The following is an 18,867-nucleotide window of genomic DNA, read 5'->3' on the forward strand; positions in this document are numbered from 1 at the left end:
GTTTTAATATGGCGTATTCCTCAACTTTAGTCACTTATGGCAGTGGCACAGGGGTCGTTGTTGAAGTTGGTGATCACACTGAAATCGGACGCATCAATAGCCTGCTCAGTAGCACCATTGAGCTGGAAACACCGCTGACGGTTAAAATTGCTCAATTCAGTAAGTTATTGCTCTGGGTCATCCTGGGCTTGGCGGCGGTTACGTTTTTAATCGGAGTATGGCGAGGCCAGTCGTTGCTGGACATGTTCATGGCGTCTGTGGCCTTGGCTGTCGGTGCTATCCCGGAAGGATTACCCGCCGCCTTGACGATTACCTTGGCAATTGGCGTGTCACGGATGGCGAAACGCAATGCCATTATTCGCAAACTACCCGCAGTAGAAACATTGGGTAGTACAACTGTCATTTGTTCAGACAAAACCGGTACCTTGACCCAAAATCAAATGACGGTTCAGGTTTTGTATGCAGGCGGAGAATTTTTTGACATCACCGGCAGCGGTTACACGCCCGACGGCGACATTGGTCTAAATGGCAAGACGATAGTCCACCAAAATTTTCCTGCTTTGATGGAATGCCTGAAAGCCGGACTGTTATGTAATGACGCGCGATTAATTGCCGAGCCGGAGAGTTGGCGCATCGAAGGCGATCCCACCGAAGCCGCGTTACTGGTGGCGGCACACAAGGCCGGTTTACATCAAGTATCCGTTTGTACCGCCCATCCCCGTCTGGATGCCATTCCGTTTGAATCCCAACATCAGTTCATGGCGACCCTGCATCATAATCTGGCGATTGATAGTCGCCATGTTTACTTAAAAGGCTCATTGGAAAGTATTTTGGAGCGTTGCGATAAAGCGTTTGACCCGCAAATGCAGTTGACGGCATTGGATAAAGCGTTGATGCACCAACAAGTTGAACGCTTGGCGGCACAAGGGCTTCGTGTTTTGGCGTTTGCGCGTGGCGATCATGATTATGACGATGTAAAACATGATCAGGTGAAAGGCGGATTCATTTTTCTTGGTTTGCAGGCGATGATCGACCCGCCTCGCCCTGAAGCGATCACCTCAATCGCCGCCTGTTATCGGGCAGGCATTCAAGTCAAAATGATTACCGGAGACCATCCTGTCACGGCTTTGGCGATTGCCAAACAATTGGGCATGCGGCATGTCGAACGGGTTGTGACGGGGGCGGAATTACAGGCGACACATGAAACACAATATCCACAACTGGTGGAAAAATGTGCCGTTTATGCCCGAATTGCTCCCGAACAAAAATTACAGCTGGTGCAAGCTTTGCAGGCCAATGGGCATATTGTCGCCATGACCGGTGACGGTGTGAATGATGCGCCGGCCTTGCGCCAAGCCAATATTGGGGTTGCGATGGGACTTGGCGGCACAGAAGTAGCCAAGGAAGCGGCGGCCATGGTGTTGACCGATGATTTGTTCTCTACTATTGCAGCCGCAGTAGAAGAAGGGCGCGGCGTGTTTGATAATCTGATTAAATTTATCGTCTGGACTTTACCGACCAATGGCGGCGAAGGCTTGGTGATTAGCGCCGCCATTTTTGCCAATGTTGCCTTGCCGATTACACCGGTACAAATTCTGTGGATTAATATGTCGACAGCCGTATTATTGGGGCTGATGCTGGCCTTTGAACCCAAAGAACCCAGGTTGATGAGTCGCAAACCGCGCGACCCGCAACAACCGATTCTCGACGGTGTGTTGATTTTTCGGATTTGCCTGGTCTCGACTTTAATGTTGATGGGTGCGTTTGGGCTGTTTGAATGGGAGCTGGCACGCGGCGAATCCCTGGCTTCAGCACGGACTGTGGCGGCTAATGTGTTTGTTTTTTGCGAAATGTTTTACTTGTTTAACTGCCGCTCTTTAGAGTATTCAATGTTTCATGTTGGGGTGTTTTCCAATTTATGGGTGATTCTTGGCGCATTGACTATGACGCTCTTGCAATTACTATTTACCTATTGGCCGCCTATGCAAAAACTCTTCGGTACAGCTGCGATTGCCAGCGGAGAGTGGCTATTGATTTTGGGCGTAGCGACAAGTGTTTATTTGATAGTCGGATTAGAAAAACTAATGCGTCGCCGACTTTTTAAAAAGTGAGGATAATATATGAAAATTAATCTATTGCTTTTCTCAATGTTGCTAGGTGTATTTTTTAGCGATACTGTTATGGCAAAGCCGTATTCACCGGTATTGCCAACTCAATTTCCGCTAAAGAAGATACAAATAACTATTTCCAGTCAGTCTAATAAGGAAAACGCAGAAAGGTATCAAATTTCATTAAATGGCAATGGAAATAGTTATTTTAGTAAAAACAACGAAAAACAACCATTAAATATTGCAAACGATACCTTGATTGAGCTACTGAATGATTTCTATGCTGTGCATTTTTTTGAAATTTCGGATACTTTTAATGTTAAAAAAAAGGTAGTACTCAAGGATAATGAAACCGTAACTACCATTGTTAATAAAGAGCCTGCGATAGAGAGTAAAAAGGTTTGTGTTCAACTACGTGCATATAAAAAATGCCTTTCAATTGTTGACAATCAACCTTTGGGTATTTCACAAATAGTTAATAAAATTGAAACCTTAATTGGAGCAGCGGGTCATTAAGGTTGCCTCTTTTTTATCTCACCATTGCAGAAGCCATCTTTACATGCCGCTAGGATTAGAGACATTTTCAATGTATTCGAAACTGACGAACGTAGCGCTGCCGCGGCAGGCATTCAGTATCAACTCGTCCAAGAGCGTCGTGGATTTGGTAACGCTGAATGCTAGTTGTTGATCAGTTCTTCTGGATTTACATATAGGCCAATATTGGTTGAAAAGTTGTGAAGAGAGAAAACTGGCAACCACATTCGAACCCGTTTTAACAATTGCACCCCTTGAGTTTGTCACGGGATTAAAGGAACCTGTTTTGAAAGGCAGGCATAGCTAAACCCGCTTTTGCGTATTGGCCAACAGCACGTTCACTGCGTAAGCCACGGCAAAAACGCCCACCGGCACGGCTTGTGGCGGAATCGGAAACGGCAAGGTCAAACTGACTAGCAACAGATACAGCGCGCCCAGAATCAGATAAAGGCTGTAGCGATGAGCCATGGGGCTGGGGTAATCGAAGTTGGTCTGGCTGATTTTTCGCCGTACCAGTCCGTCGACGACAAACGGCAACAAAGCGGCCGCCAGGTAGGGAATCCAAATACACGCCGTGGTCAGGCGCTTGATCATTTGAAAAATCGTGTCCCACAGCACATTGAGTCGGCTTTCGATAAAGGGAAACAAATCGTTGCGTCCCACATCCTCGAAGCCTTTGGACATCTGCCGTTCGCGCTCGGTCGGGATGAAGTAGCGGAAAACACTGTCGCGGATGCCGGTGGTGACGAACAAGCGATCAAACCAGCGTTGAGCGGTGTGGCTAATCTGAGATTCTTTATCGGCCCCAAAATAGCCAATCATCATTCGGTCTTCGGCGTGCTGAAGTTCACGCGTCCAGCGGTCCGACACAAAACTGGCCACCAGGATCACTTCCAGTAGCCAAAGCATCAGGCTGAACAACAGATTGCGTGTCATGAGCCGGCGCTTTGGCGGTCTTGCTCAGAACGCAGTATCGGCAAGCGGCCTTTGACGATGCGGCCGCCGGATAACTTGGCGATGTAATGTAAGTCCGGCAGTTGGCCCAATAACTGGGGCGCAAACAAATCGCCTTCCTCTTCCATCAAACGTTCACCGACGTTGCCGGAGAACACGGTGGGATTGGTCGCGCTGGTGGCCACGCCCTGGGTGCGCATGATGTACTTCAAACGGGTTTTGGGCAGATTGTCGGTGATGTACTGCTGGGTTTCGCTGTCCATGATCCTGAGCGCGATCAGGTTGTTGACGTTGCCCAGCACTTGCCGTGCTTTGTCCTGAGAACCGGTGCGGGCCGCAAAATCGGCGAAGGTTTGCGTGGCGATGAACAGCCGAATCTTGGCGCCGCGGCCTTTGTTCAGGACCTGAATGAAGGGATCATTGATGACTTCCGCCGCCTCGTCGACGAACACATTCACCGGTCTATCCGAGACGCCGTAATTGTAGCGATCACCGGCGACGGCCGCCAAGTCGGCCAACAGAATCGAACCAATCGCGCTGCCCACCATGCCATCCGATAACGAGTCCAAGCCGATGTAAGCGACCTGGGCTTTTTCAATGATGTGGCCGGTATTGGTAATCGGCCGTAGATCATCCACGTCGTGCGGATTCGGTGACAGCAAAGGCCCCAAGGAACCCGAGGTCAGCATGTTCATGATTGGAATCAAGGACGCCACCATCTTGCTGAAGTGTGCTCGGTCGTGTTCGAACAAAGACAACAGGCCTTCCAAATCCAAATTGGGCAATTGGTACTGCACGACCTCCCGGTAAAATCGCACCAGGCCTACTGCTTTGGAATCGATGTCCTTGGCATTTTTCAGGTAAGGCCTCGCCTCTTGCCGCCAATGTCCCAGGTTGTTGTCGAAATAGCGTTCCAAGGCCTGAATCACCAGTGTCGAAGGACCGCCTTCCAGGTAACGCCTCAATTTCACTAGCGTTGGTCGTTCCTCGATCACCATCAAGCCCTGAATCACGTTGTCCAGTGATTTTTGACCGAACGCCTTGAACGGATCGTTACTGCTTTCGCTGGGCGAAATGGCGCTGATGCGGCTGGCGATTTCCGAAGGCCGGTTGAAATTGTGCAGGGGATCGAGTCGCACGCTGTCTTCCGGAAATGCTGGGTGGAAATATACGAAACGATCCGGGCGCTTGGCTAAGGCGCAGGCGCGTTTAGCACAGGCCATCAAATCCTTGTCGCCCTTGGGGTCGATGATGATTACCGCCTCGCCGCGCAACACGGCTTGAGTGACCAAGACGTCAAAGGCGCGAGTTTTACCGGCGCCGGTGGTACCGACCAGCAGCGTATGGCCGGCGGTATGCTGTAAGGGCTGACGGATGTCGCTTTCGGAGGCTTCCAAGCCGTGTATCCAAGCCGAGCCCATGCGTTGATGATCGCTGGGAATCAGCGTCGAAACATCGCGTTTCAAAATCTCATACGCCAATTGCGCATGCTTTTGCACCCAATCGAATCCCCAGCCGAACCATAACTCGTCGGGATGGTGTTTCACCATTTGCCCGAGTTTCTCGGTATCCAGGTATTGAAATCTAAATTGCCTCAAGCGTCGTTTGCGATACCAGAGGCTCACTGCCGCTGGCAGTCGGTAACAGACCATCACCACGCAAGCCGCCATCAACCAGTCGAACGGCTCTCGCGGCAATCCCGACCAACGACTGGTCAGGTACGCCAATCCGGCCCCTACGATCCAGCCGGTAATGGCATACACTTCAAAAATCGGCCGCCAGGGAAACTGATAGTCGTAATCGGATTTCATAAGCTTAGCCGCACCTGAATGCCTTCCGTCGCACGGATCGATCGACAATCCGGATGATTGGCGATATCGAGCATAAGTCGAGTTCGCTTGATCGTGGGGTTCTCGGTCAGAAACCGTTCCAGCTCGGTATTGGAAACCGTATGCCAGTTGCCTTCCGGAGATGATTCATCGGGCGGAATGTTTTGTTGCCTCACATGCGTTATCAGCAAATCGATTATTCTGGGTTTTGCGTGAGTTGTCGCTTGGGGCGGGTTTGATTTGGCAGCATTGGATTTGACCGAAATGTCTGAAACGTTAGCGTTAATCGATTCTTGGTCGCCGGACATTTTTGACGTGCCCTGAACAGTTTTAGGTTCCGGTTTCGTGCGTTTGTGAGGTTTGGATGGCTGCAACCGAATACTGGCGTTGTCAGCGCTGTCGCTTGGTGGTGGCACAGATGACACTGACGGTCTGGCTCCACCTTGGGGTTTTAATAATGCCTTCAGAGCCAAACTCGGTTCCAATGCTAGTAGGATGCCTCGAACTGATCGGATGGTTTGCACCTTGCGCATTGGCGATAGCACATCGGTGACCAGCCAGCCGGCGTCCTCAAGGGTTTTGATAAACTGATTGGGATCGACTCCCAGTTTTTCAGCAGTAGCTGGAAACGGCAGCAAGTATTTATCTTGAACTTCCAAAGCATCGATTCCCCATTGCCATTGGCCCTGAGTGAAATTAGAAGCGATGTTCAATAACCATTGTCCGGCGTGACCATGATCGTCCAGCCACGACTTGGCTTTGTCAACGGGACTATCAAGCGTTGGGATTTCAACCGTGAGTGATTCGGTTTCTGAGGCTGGATGACTAGATTCATGTCCCGTTGGAACGGATTTGGTTGGGTTTGGCGACACCTTGGCTTGAATCGGACAGGTAGGGTTGTCGTCCAAGTCAGACTGATTCGGGTCTTGATCCAGGACGGATGGCATGGGTTTAATGTCGTGCGTGAATTCCGATGAAGGAATGGCAGAAACGGATTCGGTTTGGACCAAGTGCGCGGGGACGTTTATGTTTTCCGAGTTAGCAGTCTGAAGCGGCGTATTGGTTACCGACACAAGATTCTCTGTGCTGGTTGGTGGCGTCAGAACCGCGATATTCTTGTTTTTTGCCGGCTTGGCGGTTTTGGGTATCGGATTCGAAACGGGCTCAGTTTTTACGGTAGGCGCATCTTGGTCACTGATTTCGTGAGCGGCTACCACGGTTGGCGGTTCGCCGCTGAATACCAGTTCCGCAGATTTCAGGCGCAACAAATACAGTGGGTTGTCCAAGCTATCAGGCTGCATATGCCAATAACGGTATTGCCGGCCATCCGGCCAGAATTTGGGAATTGCCAAACCTCGCTCGATCAAGATGTCCGCCAAGGTATCTTCGTCGCGGGGAATGCCGGGTACTTTGTCCTTAGCCAACAGGGTGACGATGTCTTGCGCGCCGGCCCGCCAGACGATATGCAGGCCATCCTCAAAACGCCATAGTCGAGCGCCTTTTTCGTTGACGGTCCATTGTCCGGACTTGACCAAGCGGCGCATGGCGTCGAACAGGTACTTTTCCACCGGCATGCCCAAGGCCGAATCGATGTTTTGATAATGCGCTTTTAAATCCCGTTCCACACTTTTGCAGTCGGCGGTTATCACCAGTGCGTAAACTTTGGAGCCGCGGTCCAAACCGTTAATGGTTTCCAGCATGGCTTGCATGATGTCGGGGCCGGACTCCAGAATGAATGTGCGCGCTTCGCGGGTCAGGACGCGCTCGATCACCAAGGCCGAAAACTGTTCGTGGCGTTTATGGCGGTTATCCCGCCAACGCAGAAAGTACCGGTCGATCTGATGTCGCACAGCCCAGTCGGTGATGTTTTCATCGCAAGGGTTCCAGGTATGTTGCCCCTGCGCATCGACCACGGCGATATCGGCGACCGGTTTGCCGATATCATGTAATAGCCCTGCAAAACAGACCGCCAGACGCCAGCGTAATTCTTGTGCTTTTCGTTCTTTGGGTGATGCTGACGTGGCAAATAAACTGCCCTGGGAAGCCAAGGTCGCCCAATGGGCGACTTCCAGACCGTGCCGAAATAAGCCACCGGCGCCGCGATGATGATGCGACTCCGACGCCGGCAACAAGTGGCTGTAGGCGGCATAGCGGCGTATGACCGGCGCGGCTATGGTTTGATAAAGACTATCCGGCATGGCCAGCGCCTGTTCGATGGCCGCAATCAATTCTGTTTGACTGGACAGGATGCGTTCCACAGGCGCAGCCGGCAGACCCTTCATGAACGGCGGGTAACGCGGCACGTCCTCATCCATCGTTGTCGCCACCTGACCGACAGGCGCGGACTCGACGCCAAACAGACGTTGGCAGATGCGAGTAATGAGCGTCGAAGGCGTATTTTCCATAACGCCGCATCTTGCCGGGAATTTTTCAATCGTCGCTTGCAGCTGACGACGAATTCGACGCCAGCTGCAAGCAGGCTTCACAAAAGAGTGTTTAGTGTAACGAGCTCCCTTTAATTTCTCTGGAGCTCTCATGAAATCCATATCGCTCGCAATCCATTGTCTTGTTTCCTTGCTGTGTGGCACGGCCTGTACTTCGCTGAATCGGCCCGATGCCGCCGTAAGCGAGACCGTCATCGAATCGATTGTGCCGATTCAACCCGAACAACCCTGGCGCCTGGATAATGCTTGGCAGACAGGAGGATTGGGCGGTTCAGTGCTGCGAGGTGCAGCAATGGAACACGTCGTCAGGCAAGCCGATCAGCCGCTTGGTGTTTACGTTGCGAATGACGACGTAGCGGATCGCGTTCTCAATGTCAGCACGTCGCACATTCCCGATCGCCAGGATGACAATTTGCAGGACATCGAACGCGCCTGGCGAAAATATTGCCATCACCAACTTGATATGACACCGGAGGAGCAGGCGCTAGTCAAAACCATGACTATCCCACACAACGTGCTGAGCCACGGCTGCAATCCTGGCAGCCTGAAGAAGTGAGGCGGCCGCCATGGACAGAAATAGTACAAACCATTCGCTCGACAATCTCACCGAACGTTTTCAGTCTCTGACAGAGCGGAAAAAAGCCAAATTGCGGGTTATCGAACCCTTAACATCGTTGCCCAACTGGCCGTCGGCAATTCGTGGTACGCCGAATGCTTGCTTGCGGAGCGCATTGTTTGCCGGCATCCAAGGAAAGGAACGGATGGCCTACAAAAAACGCACCCTGCTGGCTGCGGTTGATGGGATCGAGGTTCGCTACCTCGGCATACAGCTCAACCAATCAGATCTCGATGTCTGGATGCAGATTGTGCATTTGTCCCGGCAACAATTACCGGGATTCAGCGTGACCTTCAGCGCCCATGCCCTATTGACGGCATTGGGTCGCGGTAGCGGTAAAAGCCAACATGAATGGCTGAAAGAAGCGATGGCCCGCTTGGGCGGCGCCTTTGTCGAAATCACCTTTCACGGTCGGGATGCCTTCGGTGAAAAAGGCTTCTTGCGCTATTACCGTGACGAACTGACGCAGCGCTACGTGGTGGAATTGACCGAATCCATGCTGCGCCTGTTCGAGGAAGGCTACACCTACATTGAATTCGAACAGCGGCAGAAGTTGCGCAAACAACCCTTGGCACTATGGTTACACGGTTTCTTGTCGTCCCATGCCGCTCCGTTCCCGATGAAAATTACCACCGTTCACCGACTGAGCGGCAGTGGCTCGAAAACCCTGCGCGATTTCAAATATCGGTTGGGTAAAGCGTTGGAGGCCTTGGTGAGCATTGGCACTTTGGCTAGCTTTGAATTCGCTGATGACATGGTGAAAATCAAACGCCAGCCGACGCCCAGTCAACAACGTTTTCTCGACGACCAGCAGCACTAAAAAGCACGGCATTCGACCGACGCTATTTTCGGTCGGTCGAAGCCTCTCGATACGGCATTAGGCCGACGCGGATACGGCATTAGACCGACGGAGGCACGGCATTCGGCCGACAAGGTAACGGCATTAGACCGACGGGCACGGCATTCGACCGACAAAAAGCACGGCATTAGGCCGACGTTTGACACGGCATTAGACCGACGCTTCGAGCAAATTGTGAAATCGCCGCAGGCCTTGCCATTCTTGGGCTACAGCGACTCTTTCGCGCTGAAAATCGAGGGTGCTAATCTATATATAATCTTTATTTAATCTAAATAAGGGAATGTACATCTGTGGATAATTTCACCTTTTAAAAGAACGCTTGTTCACCGTGCCGGGGTTCTGCGAACATGCCATTATCTCTTCCGGCTTTCGCACAATGGCCCAATAGCTTTATAAAATTCAATTTCTGTTTGTCAGATTTCTGATTACGACTCCAGCTATTTGATGAACATTGTCGTTTTACATTGAGAAGAAAACCCAAGGCTCAAAAATGTCAAATTTAACGATCGGCAAACTAGCCAAACAAACCGAAGTCACTATCGAGACCATCCGTCACTATCAACGTATCGGCTTACTGACGGAACCACCGAAACCCGATGGCGGTTATCGATGTTATTCATCTGATGCGACTGCGCGAATACGCTTCATCAAACGTGCGCAGCAGGCTGGATTTACCTTGAAGGAAATTGCCACCTTGTTATCGCTTGATGGGGCGCATTGTGCTGACGTACGACAACTAGCCGAGCAGAAATGTCAGCAGATTGATCAACAAATCAGGGATTTAACGACTCTCCGTCAGATATTGGAAAGTCTGGTCAACGACTGTCAGCAGACAGCTCCAGCAGCTCATTGCGCTATTCTCGATGCGTTTAGCGATGATGCATCAACCCAAGCCTGATTTTAAATCACGCACTTGACTCTGTTCTAAACAACAGGGTTTAGACTCCTTGCCAGCATTGAACATTGTTTGGTTGAGGAGATTCGCATGAATACAGACCCTGAAACATCCATTAACACCCCGTCATGGTTAGGGTTCGGCGCTCTCTTGGCCGCTATAGGGGCTTCGGCATGCTGTGTCGGGCCCTTTTTATTTTTATCTTTAGGTATTGGCGGCGCATGGATGAGTACGTTGACGGGACTGGAACCGGTCCGTCCATTTTTCATCATCCTGACCCTGGTCTTTATGGCGTTAGGGTATCGAAAACTCTATCTAACACCTCAACGCTGTGAGGAAGGTGAAAGCTGTGCCACATCCGACATTCAACGCCGACAACGCCTGATGTTTTGGTTGGGTTCCGCATTCATTTTGATACTGCTGGCCTTTCCCTGGTTAGCGCCTTTTTTCATGGCTTGAGAGGATTCAGATATGACCATTAAATCCAGTTTGCTTATTTTAAGCTTGTCATCAAGTGTGTTGTGGATGCCGGCGGCTCATGCTGAAACGGCTGTTGCACAGCCAAACCGACAGCAAACGGTGACGCTGAATATAGAAAATATGACCTGTGCCATGTGTACAGTTACCATCAAGAAAGCTTTGCAGAAAGTCGAAGGCGTACAAGAAGTGACTGTCGATTACGATTTAAAAACAGCCACTATAATCTTCGATAGCCAAAAAACCGATAGTGCAGCCTTGATCAAAGCCACGACGGATGCTGGTTATCCGGGTTCCCTTGCCACACCTGTTGCTCGATAAGGCCGAGGATAGCGTCTATGTCTGATTGCTGCAGCTCCACTATTACCAAACAGATTTGTCCTGAATGCGGTTCCTCGTGCAAAAGCGTCGGCATGTCAACGCTGTACCATCAGGTAAGGTTTCCCGAGAATCAGTCAATCGTCATTGATAGCTATTATTTTTGTCCGGCAAAAACATGCTCAATTGCTTACTTCTCCAACGCAGGCAACGCTATTCCCAAACAGCTTTTACGAAGCTATCAAGCGATCCAAAACGACGCGCTTTGTTACTGTTTTGATATTGACGCCGAGCAGTATTTATCGGCGTTAAAAGCTCAGCGTGCGGAACCGATAAAGGATTTTGTCATGCAACGCACCAAGGCCGGGGAATGTGCCTGTGAAATCAGGAACCCGTCAGGCCAGTGCTGTTTAGCCAACATCAAGCGTTTGGAAAATCAATGGCTGGAACCAGGCATATTGAAACTCGATTTTAGACTCGGCGATTAACCGCTTTTATCTGAACAGAGACCTTCAATCCATTTAAGGGGCGGAACGAATATGGGATTTATGGCCTCACTCGGCGGGCGGGTTTGTGTTGGGTTCGAGACCCTTTCGATAACGCTGCACCGCGTCGCGAATTTTTCCCAGCCGATCGAGCTGTTGCCGGATATGGGCAAACTCGGTTTCCAGTTCTTCGACTAATTCCGCTTCCCAGGCGGGTTCGCCCTTCAGCAGGTTGCCGAGCGGATAACGATAGCCGCGACCTTTTTTCAGGTACTGAGCAATGGGCTTGGTTTGACCGTTTTGCCGCAACGTGGCCATGCGGTACCACTCAATGCTGAAAGCGCGTTGGTTTTCCCGGCAGCGGATGCGGACGCCGATTCGGCCCGATTCGCTTTTGTTGTGTTTCTGGCGCTGGCTTTTCATTTGGCGCCAATAATCATCGACCAGCACTTTGGCTTGCGCCTGGAGATGATCGCACTGGGTTTCGATCCAATGCAGCAGGTCTTGTTCGGTGAGAGTGGACTGTGCGTTGACAGGTTGTTCGCTGGACATGAATTTTCCTATTACTTAACTGTAGGGATAGACATGGACAATGCCTAAGGGACTTTCTGTTCATTGCGAGCCTTGGAAAACGTCTTACTGCATAGGTATTTGCACCTTAAATGCCTACCGCAGTAGGCATATCACTGTCATTTTCTCGATGGTTTCTTTAGGCATTGCCTCGGCAAAACGGCGTGATTCATGCCTATCTAGGAAATAACTTCGGATTTCGAACCGATTACCGTTGCCACGTTTCCCTACTAACGTAGGCAAATCGAAAGTCGATTCCTATTGGGATTTACGGGTCATCGCCAGTTCGCAATAACGTCGACATTTTAGGCAACCGATATGGGATGCCGATTGCAGTTGACGCCGAATTCGTGATCGTCTGCCGTCACGGTCGCGTTCTGCGATAGCTTTTCGAACCATCTTGCAGCTGATGGCGTTTTCGTCGTCAGCTGCAAAAGTGGCTGGGAAAATCTGACGGACAATGGCGCGATGAACCGAAACGCCATTTCTTTACCGATCATCATGAGCTTGTGTCTCAGAGCCTCTATGGCGATGGGTAAGGACGACGCGCCCGAGGTTTCCTATTTCGCCGACAAACAGCGCGGCTGGTTTTGGTATGAGGTGTTGCCTGAGCCGGTCAAAAAAGCCAAACCCGAAATCCAAGCCGATCAGGAAAAACCCAAGCCTGACAGCAAACCGCCTAACGTCGTTGAGGCTGAAATTGAAACCCAAACTCAAGCACAGACTGCTGTAGAACCCCAGCCACTGTCCTCGACCTGGTTGAAGCAAAACCTGGAGCATTACTTAAACCAAGCCATCGACGATCCGAGTCCCGAGAATGTGGCGGCGTTTTACTATCTGCAGCGGGTGATGATGGACAAAGCCGAGCGTTTTACCAATGCAGCGCGTTACGTGGTGATGTCGGATCCGCAACTCGATGAAACTGTGCGCCGGCCAGTGGCGACCTATGCGGCCAATGAAGCCAATCATCAGGCCAGCGTGGTGGCCGAACGCGCCTTGAAAGCGATTGCCGCCCAAGCCGGCATCTTGTTTTTCTTCCGGTCCGATTGTCCCTATTGCCATGTGCAGGCGCCGATTCTGGCGATGCTGGAAAACGCTTATGGATTCAAGATTTATCCCGTGTCGCTCGATGGTTTGCCGATGCCGAACGGCTTTTTCAGTCAGTTCAAACGTGATAACGGTCAGGCTGCCATGTTGGGGGTTGAACAGACACCGGCGCTGTTTCTGATGAAACCGCCCAAGCAGATTGTGCCGTTGGCGCAAGGCGCCTTGTCGTTAGAGGAAGTTACCGGACGGATTCTGCTGGCCGCCAAGGAAGCCGGTTGGATCGATGCCTCGCAATATCAAACTACCCAGGGCATTCGTAACACGCCGATGCTATTGCCGGCCGCCGGTAGCATCAGCCCGGCGGTCACTCAAGATCCACTGTCACTGATCCAGGCATTGCAACGCAGTGCGCAAATGAGGAGCACGCCATGACGTCGTTTTCGCTTCGATTACGCTATCGCCAAGTCGTCGTATTGATTTTGTTGGTTGAGAGTGCCGTTCCAGCCTATGCCGACCTGCAACAGGAAATGGACAGCATGTTCGGCACCATGACCAATTTTACGGCGCCGACCGCGCATTTGGGGCAGCGCCGTGGCGTGATTACCGGCGGCAGCTTGGTGGCACGCAATGGCATCACCAATACCAACCTGGTGTCGTTCGTGCCACCGTCGTTCAGTGCTGGTTGTGGCGGTATCGATTTGTTCGCCGGCAGTTTCAGTTTCATCAACTTCAACCAGTTCGTGCAATTGATGCGCAACGTGGCCGGCAATGCGGCGGGCTATGCATTCCAACTCGCCGTTGGCGCCATGTGTCCCTGGTGTGCGTCTGTGATGACCGACCTGCAAAAGAAAATCCAGGAGATGAACCAGATGTTCAGCAACTCCTGCCGTTTGGCGCAGGGCCTGGTCAACGATACGGTCAAAGCCTTCGATCTGCAAAGCAAGACCAATCTGTCCAATGCCTCGTTTACCCAAGGCATTTCGGATGTGTTTTCCAGTTGGACCAATACCAGTACCCTGGGTGATCCGGTACAGCAAATCAAGCAAAACGACCCGACCGATATGACCAAGATCATTCAAGGCAATCTGGTCTGGCGGGCCTTGGTCAATCAGAACGCTGGTGGTTGGTTTCGGTTTGGCGGCAACAGTTTACTGGAAGCGGCCATGAGTATTTCCGGTACGGTGATCGTCGATGCGCCTCAAGCCGCACCGGACGGCAAAGGCGAAAACAATGCCATCAGTGCGCCGCCGCCGGTGTTGCGGATCAAGGATTTGATGTACGGCAACGATGCCGGCAACAGTTATCAAACCGTCAGGATGTATACCTGCAGTGATGGCCATGACGCCGATCAGTGTCTGAAGCCCATTGTCCAGAACGTCAATCTGGTCGGCTTGAAACAAAGGGTAATGGAACTCTTGCTGGGATCGGCTAATAGCGGCAATGGCTTGATTTACAAATTCTCGACCAACAGCGGCCAGATCACCGACAGCGAGAAAGCATTCATGCAAACCGTACCGGATGCCATCGGCGGCATGATCCATAACCTGGCGAGGGAGGATGCCGGCATTGCCAAACTGTGGGCCGAAGAAGCGGCACCGGTGATTGCCTTGGAATTGGCGCAATTGATCGTCAACGATTTGCTCAATGCCGTGCAGACCGCGGCACACATGAACGACCACGCCTACGCCAAATTGCTGATGGATGCCTTGAAAGATGCCCGTGAGCAGATTCAAGACGAGTACGTCACAATCGCCGGTCGTTATGGGAATCCGCAAACCCTGATGGCGTTTTACCAGCAATTGATGAATACCGTGAAGCCTAAACACTACGGCACCGTGGCGCAGTTGCCGGCTTCCGGGATGGCTTGGCCAAGTCCTTAAACGTTCATTCCACGTCCCCCATGATGTATTTCTTCCTCGTTGTTTAAAAGGCAGGTCGTCCATGTTTGAAATCTTCTCCGTGGGCGATTCCGCCTATTTGCAAGCCGTCCTCAATGCCATCGCAATGATCTCCGGGACCGGTGATTACCGCACCGCGGCGGCCGTCGGCGGCTTGATCGGTGTCATCATCGTCATGCTACGGGCCTTGTTGCAATGGGATGGTCGCGGTATCCGTTATCAGGATTTACTGTTGGCGTATGTGTTGTGGCTGATGCTATACGCACCTTCGGTGCGGGTATCGATCGAGGATGCCTATACCGGTAGCGTGGTGGTAGTCGACAATGTGCCGTTGGGTCCGGCAGTCGTGGGTAGCGTGATGTCGAACATGGGTTATCGCACTACACGGCTGTTCGAACAAGGCTTTGGTACGCCGTCGATGACCGGCAATGGCTTTGCCGACAGTTTGCAGACCTTGACGGCGGTACGGAAGAATCTGTTGTCGCGGGTGAATTTAGGTGCGGCCAACGTGCCGAATGCCGGCAGCGACATGGAAACCTCGTTTGCCAACTACGTGCGCGAATGTACCTTGACCGGTGTCGATCTGAACCAGAAATCGGTGGATGCCATCTTGCGTGATGCCGATCCGTTGAATGCGATCAGGTTTGATTCCGACATCTACATGACGCAAATCTATGTCGGCGGCCAACCGCAAACCAAAACCTGCACGGATGCCTGGGCCGATTTGAGTGGGGTGGCCACCGGTAATTTCGCGACGGCGCTGGAAGGGTTGTTGCAGCCGACCTTGGCTGTGCCGGCAGCAGCTGACACGGTGCCGAAAATCCAGGATGCCTTCGATGCGTTGGCCGGGCCAGGTGTGGTCGATGCCGCCGATTACATGTTGATGTCGGCCATCATACCGATGTTCGAAAAAGGCGTCATCGGCCGGCATGAAGACGGCTTGCACTGGAACAAGGCGGCAATGGTCGAGCAAGCCATTCAGCAACGTAATACCCAGTGGGCGGCCGAACAAACGCTGTTTGCCAAGATCGTTCGACCCATGATGGCCTTCATCGAAGGTTTGAGTTACGCTATCGCGCCGATCATGGCGTTTGTGGTGATGCTGGGCAATGTCGGTATCCGGATGAATATCGGCTACTTCTCAATGTTGCTGTGGATCCAGCTGTGGATGCCGATACTGGCGGTGATCAATCTGTTCATCCAGATGTCGGCCGCTGGCAAAATGGCGGCGCTGACCACGGCCACCTACAATCTGCCGTCGATGATGGGCATTTACCAACTGGATATGGAGTTGCAGCAATGGCTGTCGATCGGCGGCATGCTGGCGGCATCGACGCCGGCCATTACCTTGATGCTGATTTATCGCGGGGCAGTGACCGCCACCCATTTCCTGGGGCGGATGGATGGCGGCGATTACGTGAACGAAAAAATCGCCACGCCCGACGTGATCAGCCCGGCGCCGGTCTTGAATGCCCAGGCGCAACATCAATACAGTCCACTTTCAGCAGTTACCCAAACCGGTGTCGACAAAGTGCTGCCGACCTTTACCGCCGGCAAGGACATGAGTGCGGCGGTATCGTCGGCTTACAGCGCTTCGGAACAGGCGACCAGCAGCTTCATGCACAGTGTGTCGTCTACGGCGTCGAAATCGGCTAGCATCAGCAGCGATGCGTTTGATAGTCGTTCATTGGGCAATCAAATCGCCAGCAGTTCCAGTTATACCGATGCTTACAATCGTCAGTTTGGCGAAGCCTTTGCCAAGAAACATGCCGATACCGGGATTTCCGCCGATCAGTTCTCGGCGTTGGTGGCCGGCAGTGCCAATGCCGGCGCCAAGCTCGGTAACGACCAACTCAGCGGCGCAATTTCTGGCCGCTTGCAAAACGACTTCAAAGTCAGTCAGGACAAGTCTGACGCCATTGCCGCCGACATCAGTCAAACCGTCAACGACAGTCAGGGCTATCAAGCGGGGTTGGCGAAAAGCCTGGCACTGGATGCGCAAACCGGCACCCGGAATGTGGCATCCATGGGCTTGCAACATCAATCATTGTCTTCGCTGCAACACAGCGCAACCGATGCGGTATCGGCTAATCAATCCTATCAACAAACTCTATCGGCTCAACAACGATTCGGAATTCAAGCCAGTTTCGGCGCGGCGGAAACGGGATACAAAATCGCGCATGATCTTGGCTTGATGGAACGTCTGGATCGCACGCTGGATCAATACGGCTTGCGCGGCGATACGCAGCGGTTGGCCTCGCAATGGAAAGCGGCGAGTTGGATTAGCGATGCCGATCAAGCCTATGCCGCCGCCGGGATGTCGTTATTGACCGGTTTTTCGTCACCCAGTTACCGCACGCTGGATGATCAACAATCGCACCAGGCGCAAATATCGGGTTATCAACTGCTCGGTGATGCATTTAATGCGCCGCAGGCCGATCAAAGCTGGGATGCCAGTCGGAATGAATCGCTGAAAGCCAATGCACCGGAAACTGGTAAGGTTCAAGCTTCCGTCGAACAGGCCCATCTCAACGATCCGCGCGCTGAAACCGAATCGCTGGATCAGCGTGCTCAAGCCCGAATCAGCTCAGCGTCAGGCAAAATTGCCAATGGCGAAGAAAGTATCGAAGCCCAGCATGATCGAAATCTGGCCGAGCGTGAACAAAATTCGAAAGAAGGCTTTGGACAATTGGCGAATGTCAAAGCAGAACACTTTAGGCAATCGATTGCGGCTGCGGCCAATGACACGCCTTCGGCCGCAGAGGCTTCTTACAATTATCTAGGGGGCAGTCTTTATAACTCCGCGAAAAATTTGGAAGCATTAGGATCGGTTAGTAACCAACATATCAAGGAGTTTGCAGAATATGTTCAACAATCTCAAGCGCAAGGAATGGGAATTTGGGATTCAATAAAATTTGCTTCAAACCAATCGTATTCTGGATTTAAGGAGGCTTCTCAAGTATGGGCAAATCAAAGAGTAAATGAGGTTGCAGATAAATTAACTCGGACTCAGCAAACTTATTATCGTGCCGCGATGTTTGAGGCGTTTGCGGGGATTGCTGTTGCTGGCGAGTATGGCGGCAACCTTGGTATCGCTAGAAGCCAGTTGATAGAAGAGGAAGGCAGTATCGAGGGTAATGATATTGCCAAGCTACTTAAAAGCGCGGCTGGTCAAGGTCGTATGGACTTAATCGATCAAATTGGAAATTACAATCGGGCGCGTGGCCGCATAAATTATTAACTTTCAATGAGATTGACTTCTCGCGACTGCAAAACCAGCCAGTATCGATCTAACGATCATAAGAAAAGAAGCTATCACAACGTAACGGGTTAAATCATCTCTAACATACATAATCATAATTGCGATCAAAGCTGTAGCCGACCAGTAATAGCGACTGTTGTGTGAAAACTGTTTCGCAATGAATTCGATCGTTTGATAAAAAAGTTCAGCTAGGCCGAACGCGCTGAAAACAATGCTACCGAATATCCCAAGGGCTTCCATCTCGCGAGGGATTATTTCCATCGTTGCAAGGAACCAAATCAAACCAAAGCCAGCAGCAACCAAGGCTATTCTTTTAAAAGCATCGAACGAAACAATTTTCTTGGAAAACCGTTGTGAAAATTGCTGTAGTCCGCTCGGAAACCGCGTAAACGTTGCGCCGCAGAAAGGGCAAACTGACTTGACTGGTCGGCCATAGTAAACCACCACTCTCGGCACCATGGATCGGTTGCATTCGTTGCAAATCACCGTAGCATGATGTCCGGCAAAGACTGAGGGTTTTCGGGTATCTTGTCGGCTTAATCGGGATGAAAATGTCGCCATTGTTGGCCTC

General features: G+C 51.6%; 15 protein-coding genes. 10 read left to right on the forward strand and 5 right to left on the reverse strand.

The features are described from left to right. On the forward strand, window positions 1–2,111 hold a 2,111-nt coding region (locus tag A1332_RS01730), incomplete at its 5' end, for an HAD-IC family P-type ATPase (RefSeq protein WP_064006855.1). 9 nt (window positions 2,112–2,120) lie between these two features. After that, window positions 2,121–2,624 (forward strand): hypothetical protein, encoded by a 504-nt coding sequence (locus A1332_RS01735; RefSeq protein ID WP_064006856.1) that lies wholly within the window; start codon window positions 2,121–2,123, stop codon window positions 2,622–2,624. A gap of 321 nt (window positions 2,625–2,945) precedes the next feature. On the opposite strand, the gene A1332_RS01740 is transcribed toward A1332_RS01735, so the two are convergent. The 3 genes from A1332_RS01740 to mobH are packed head-to-tail and all read right to left on the reverse strand — an operon-like array spanning window position 2,946 to window position 7,830. Next, a complete protein-coding gene (locus tag A1332_RS01740) occupies window positions 2,946–3,578 on the reverse strand; it encodes a DUF4400 domain-containing protein (protein ID WP_064006857.1) in 633 nt (210 codons plus the stop codon). Continuing rightward, window positions 3,575–5,407: a conjugative transfer system coupling protein TraD gene (gene traD / locus A1332_RS01745; protein ID WP_064006858.1), complete on the reverse strand. Its 1,833-nt coding sequence runs from the start codon at window positions 5,405–5,407 to the stop codon at window positions 3,575–3,577. Before traD ends, A1332_RS01740 begins: the two co-directional genes overlap by 4 nt. Next, entirely contained in the window at window positions 5,404–7,830 is a 2,427-nt protein-coding gene (gene mobH, locus A1332_RS01750; RefSeq protein WP_082879476.1) for a MobH family relaxase, read from the reverse strand. Before mobH ends, traD begins: the two co-directional genes overlap by 4 nt. Before the next feature lie 130 nt (window positions 7,831–7,960). On the opposite strand from mobH, the gene A1332_RS01755 reads away from it, so the two are divergent. The 5 genes from A1332_RS01755 to A1332_RS01780 all read left to right on the forward strand — a co-directional run bounded on the left by A1332_RS01755 (window position 7,961) and on the right by A1332_RS01780 (window position 11,522). Beyond that, a complete protein-coding gene (locus A1332_RS01755) occupies window positions 7,961–8,425 on the forward strand; it encodes a hypothetical protein (protein ID WP_064006860.1) in 465 nt (154 codons plus the stop codon). 10 nt (window positions 8,426–8,435) lie between these two features. Further along, window positions 8,436–9,305, forward strand: a complete 870-nt coding sequence (gene trfA / locus A1332_RS01760) for a plasmid replication initiator TrfA (protein ID WP_064006861.1) — start codon at window positions 8,436–8,438, stop codon at window positions 9,303–9,305. A gap of 529 nt (window positions 9,306–9,834) precedes the next feature. After that, the gene (locus A1332_RS01765; protein ID WP_064006862.1) at window positions 9,835–10,242 is read left to right on the forward strand and encodes a MerR family transcriptional regulator; all 408 of its coding nucleotides are present in this window, start codon (window positions 9,835–9,837) and stop codon (window positions 10,240–10,242) included. An 87-nt stretch (window positions 10,243–10,329) separates the two neighbouring features. Next, the gene (locus A1332_RS26450) at window positions 10,330–11,037 is read left to right on the forward strand and encodes a MerT/CopZ fusion-like heavy metal transport selenoprotein (protein ID WP_331725252.1); all 708 of its coding nucleotides are present in this window, start codon (window positions 10,330–10,332) and stop codon (window positions 11,035–11,037) included. A gap of 17 nt (window positions 11,038–11,054) precedes the next feature. Next, window positions 11,055–11,522, forward strand: a complete 468-nt coding sequence (locus A1332_RS01780) for a putative iron-sulfur cluster-binding metallochaperone (protein ID WP_197491369.1) — start codon at window positions 11,055–11,057, stop codon at window positions 11,520–11,522. 66 nt (window positions 11,523–11,588) lie between these two features. On the opposite strand, the gene mobI is transcribed toward A1332_RS01780, so the two are convergent. Continuing rightward, window positions 11,589–12,071, reverse strand: a complete 483-nt coding sequence (gene mobI, locus A1332_RS01785) for a conjugative transfer protein MobI(A/C) (RefSeq protein WP_064006865.1) — start codon at window positions 12,069–12,071, stop codon at window positions 11,589–11,591. Window positions 12,072–12,557: 486 nt separating this feature from the next. Between mobI and traF the strand changes: the two genes are divergently transcribed. The 3 genes from traF to A1332_RS01800 all read left to right on the forward strand — a co-directional run bounded on the left by traF (window position 12,558) and on the right by A1332_RS01800 (window position 18,275). Beyond that, window positions 12,558–13,568 (forward strand): conjugal transfer protein TraF, encoded by a 1,011-nt coding sequence (traF, locus tag A1332_RS01790; RefSeq protein ID WP_231890182.1) that lies wholly within the window; start codon window positions 12,558–12,560, stop codon window positions 13,566–13,568. After that, window positions 13,565–15,016, forward strand: coding sequence for a conjugal transfer protein TraH (locus A1332_RS01795; protein ID WP_082879477.1), 1,452 nt, complete (start codon window positions 13,565–13,567; stop codon window positions 15,014–15,016). Before traF ends, A1332_RS01795 begins: the two co-directional genes overlap by 4 nt. A 61-nt stretch (window positions 15,017–15,077) precedes the next feature. Further along, a complete protein-coding gene (locus A1332_RS01800; protein ID WP_064006866.1) occupies window positions 15,078–18,275 on the forward strand; it encodes a conjugal transfer protein TraG N-terminal domain-containing protein in 3,198 nt (1,065 codons plus the stop codon). Window positions 18,276–18,278: 3 nt separating this feature from the next. On the opposite strand, the gene A1332_RS01805 is transcribed toward A1332_RS01800, so the two are convergent. Next, window positions 18,279–18,857, reverse strand: a complete 579-nt coding sequence (locus A1332_RS01805) for a hypothetical protein (RefSeq protein ID WP_157203918.1) — start codon at window positions 18,855–18,857, stop codon at window positions 18,279–18,281. Between the last annotated feature and the right edge of the window lie 10 nt (window positions 18,858–18,867).

The organism is Methylomonas methanica (assembly GCF_001644035.1).
GTDB lineage: Bacteria > Pseudomonadota > Gammaproteobacteria > Methylococcales > Methylomonadaceae > Methylomonas > Methylomonas methanica_A.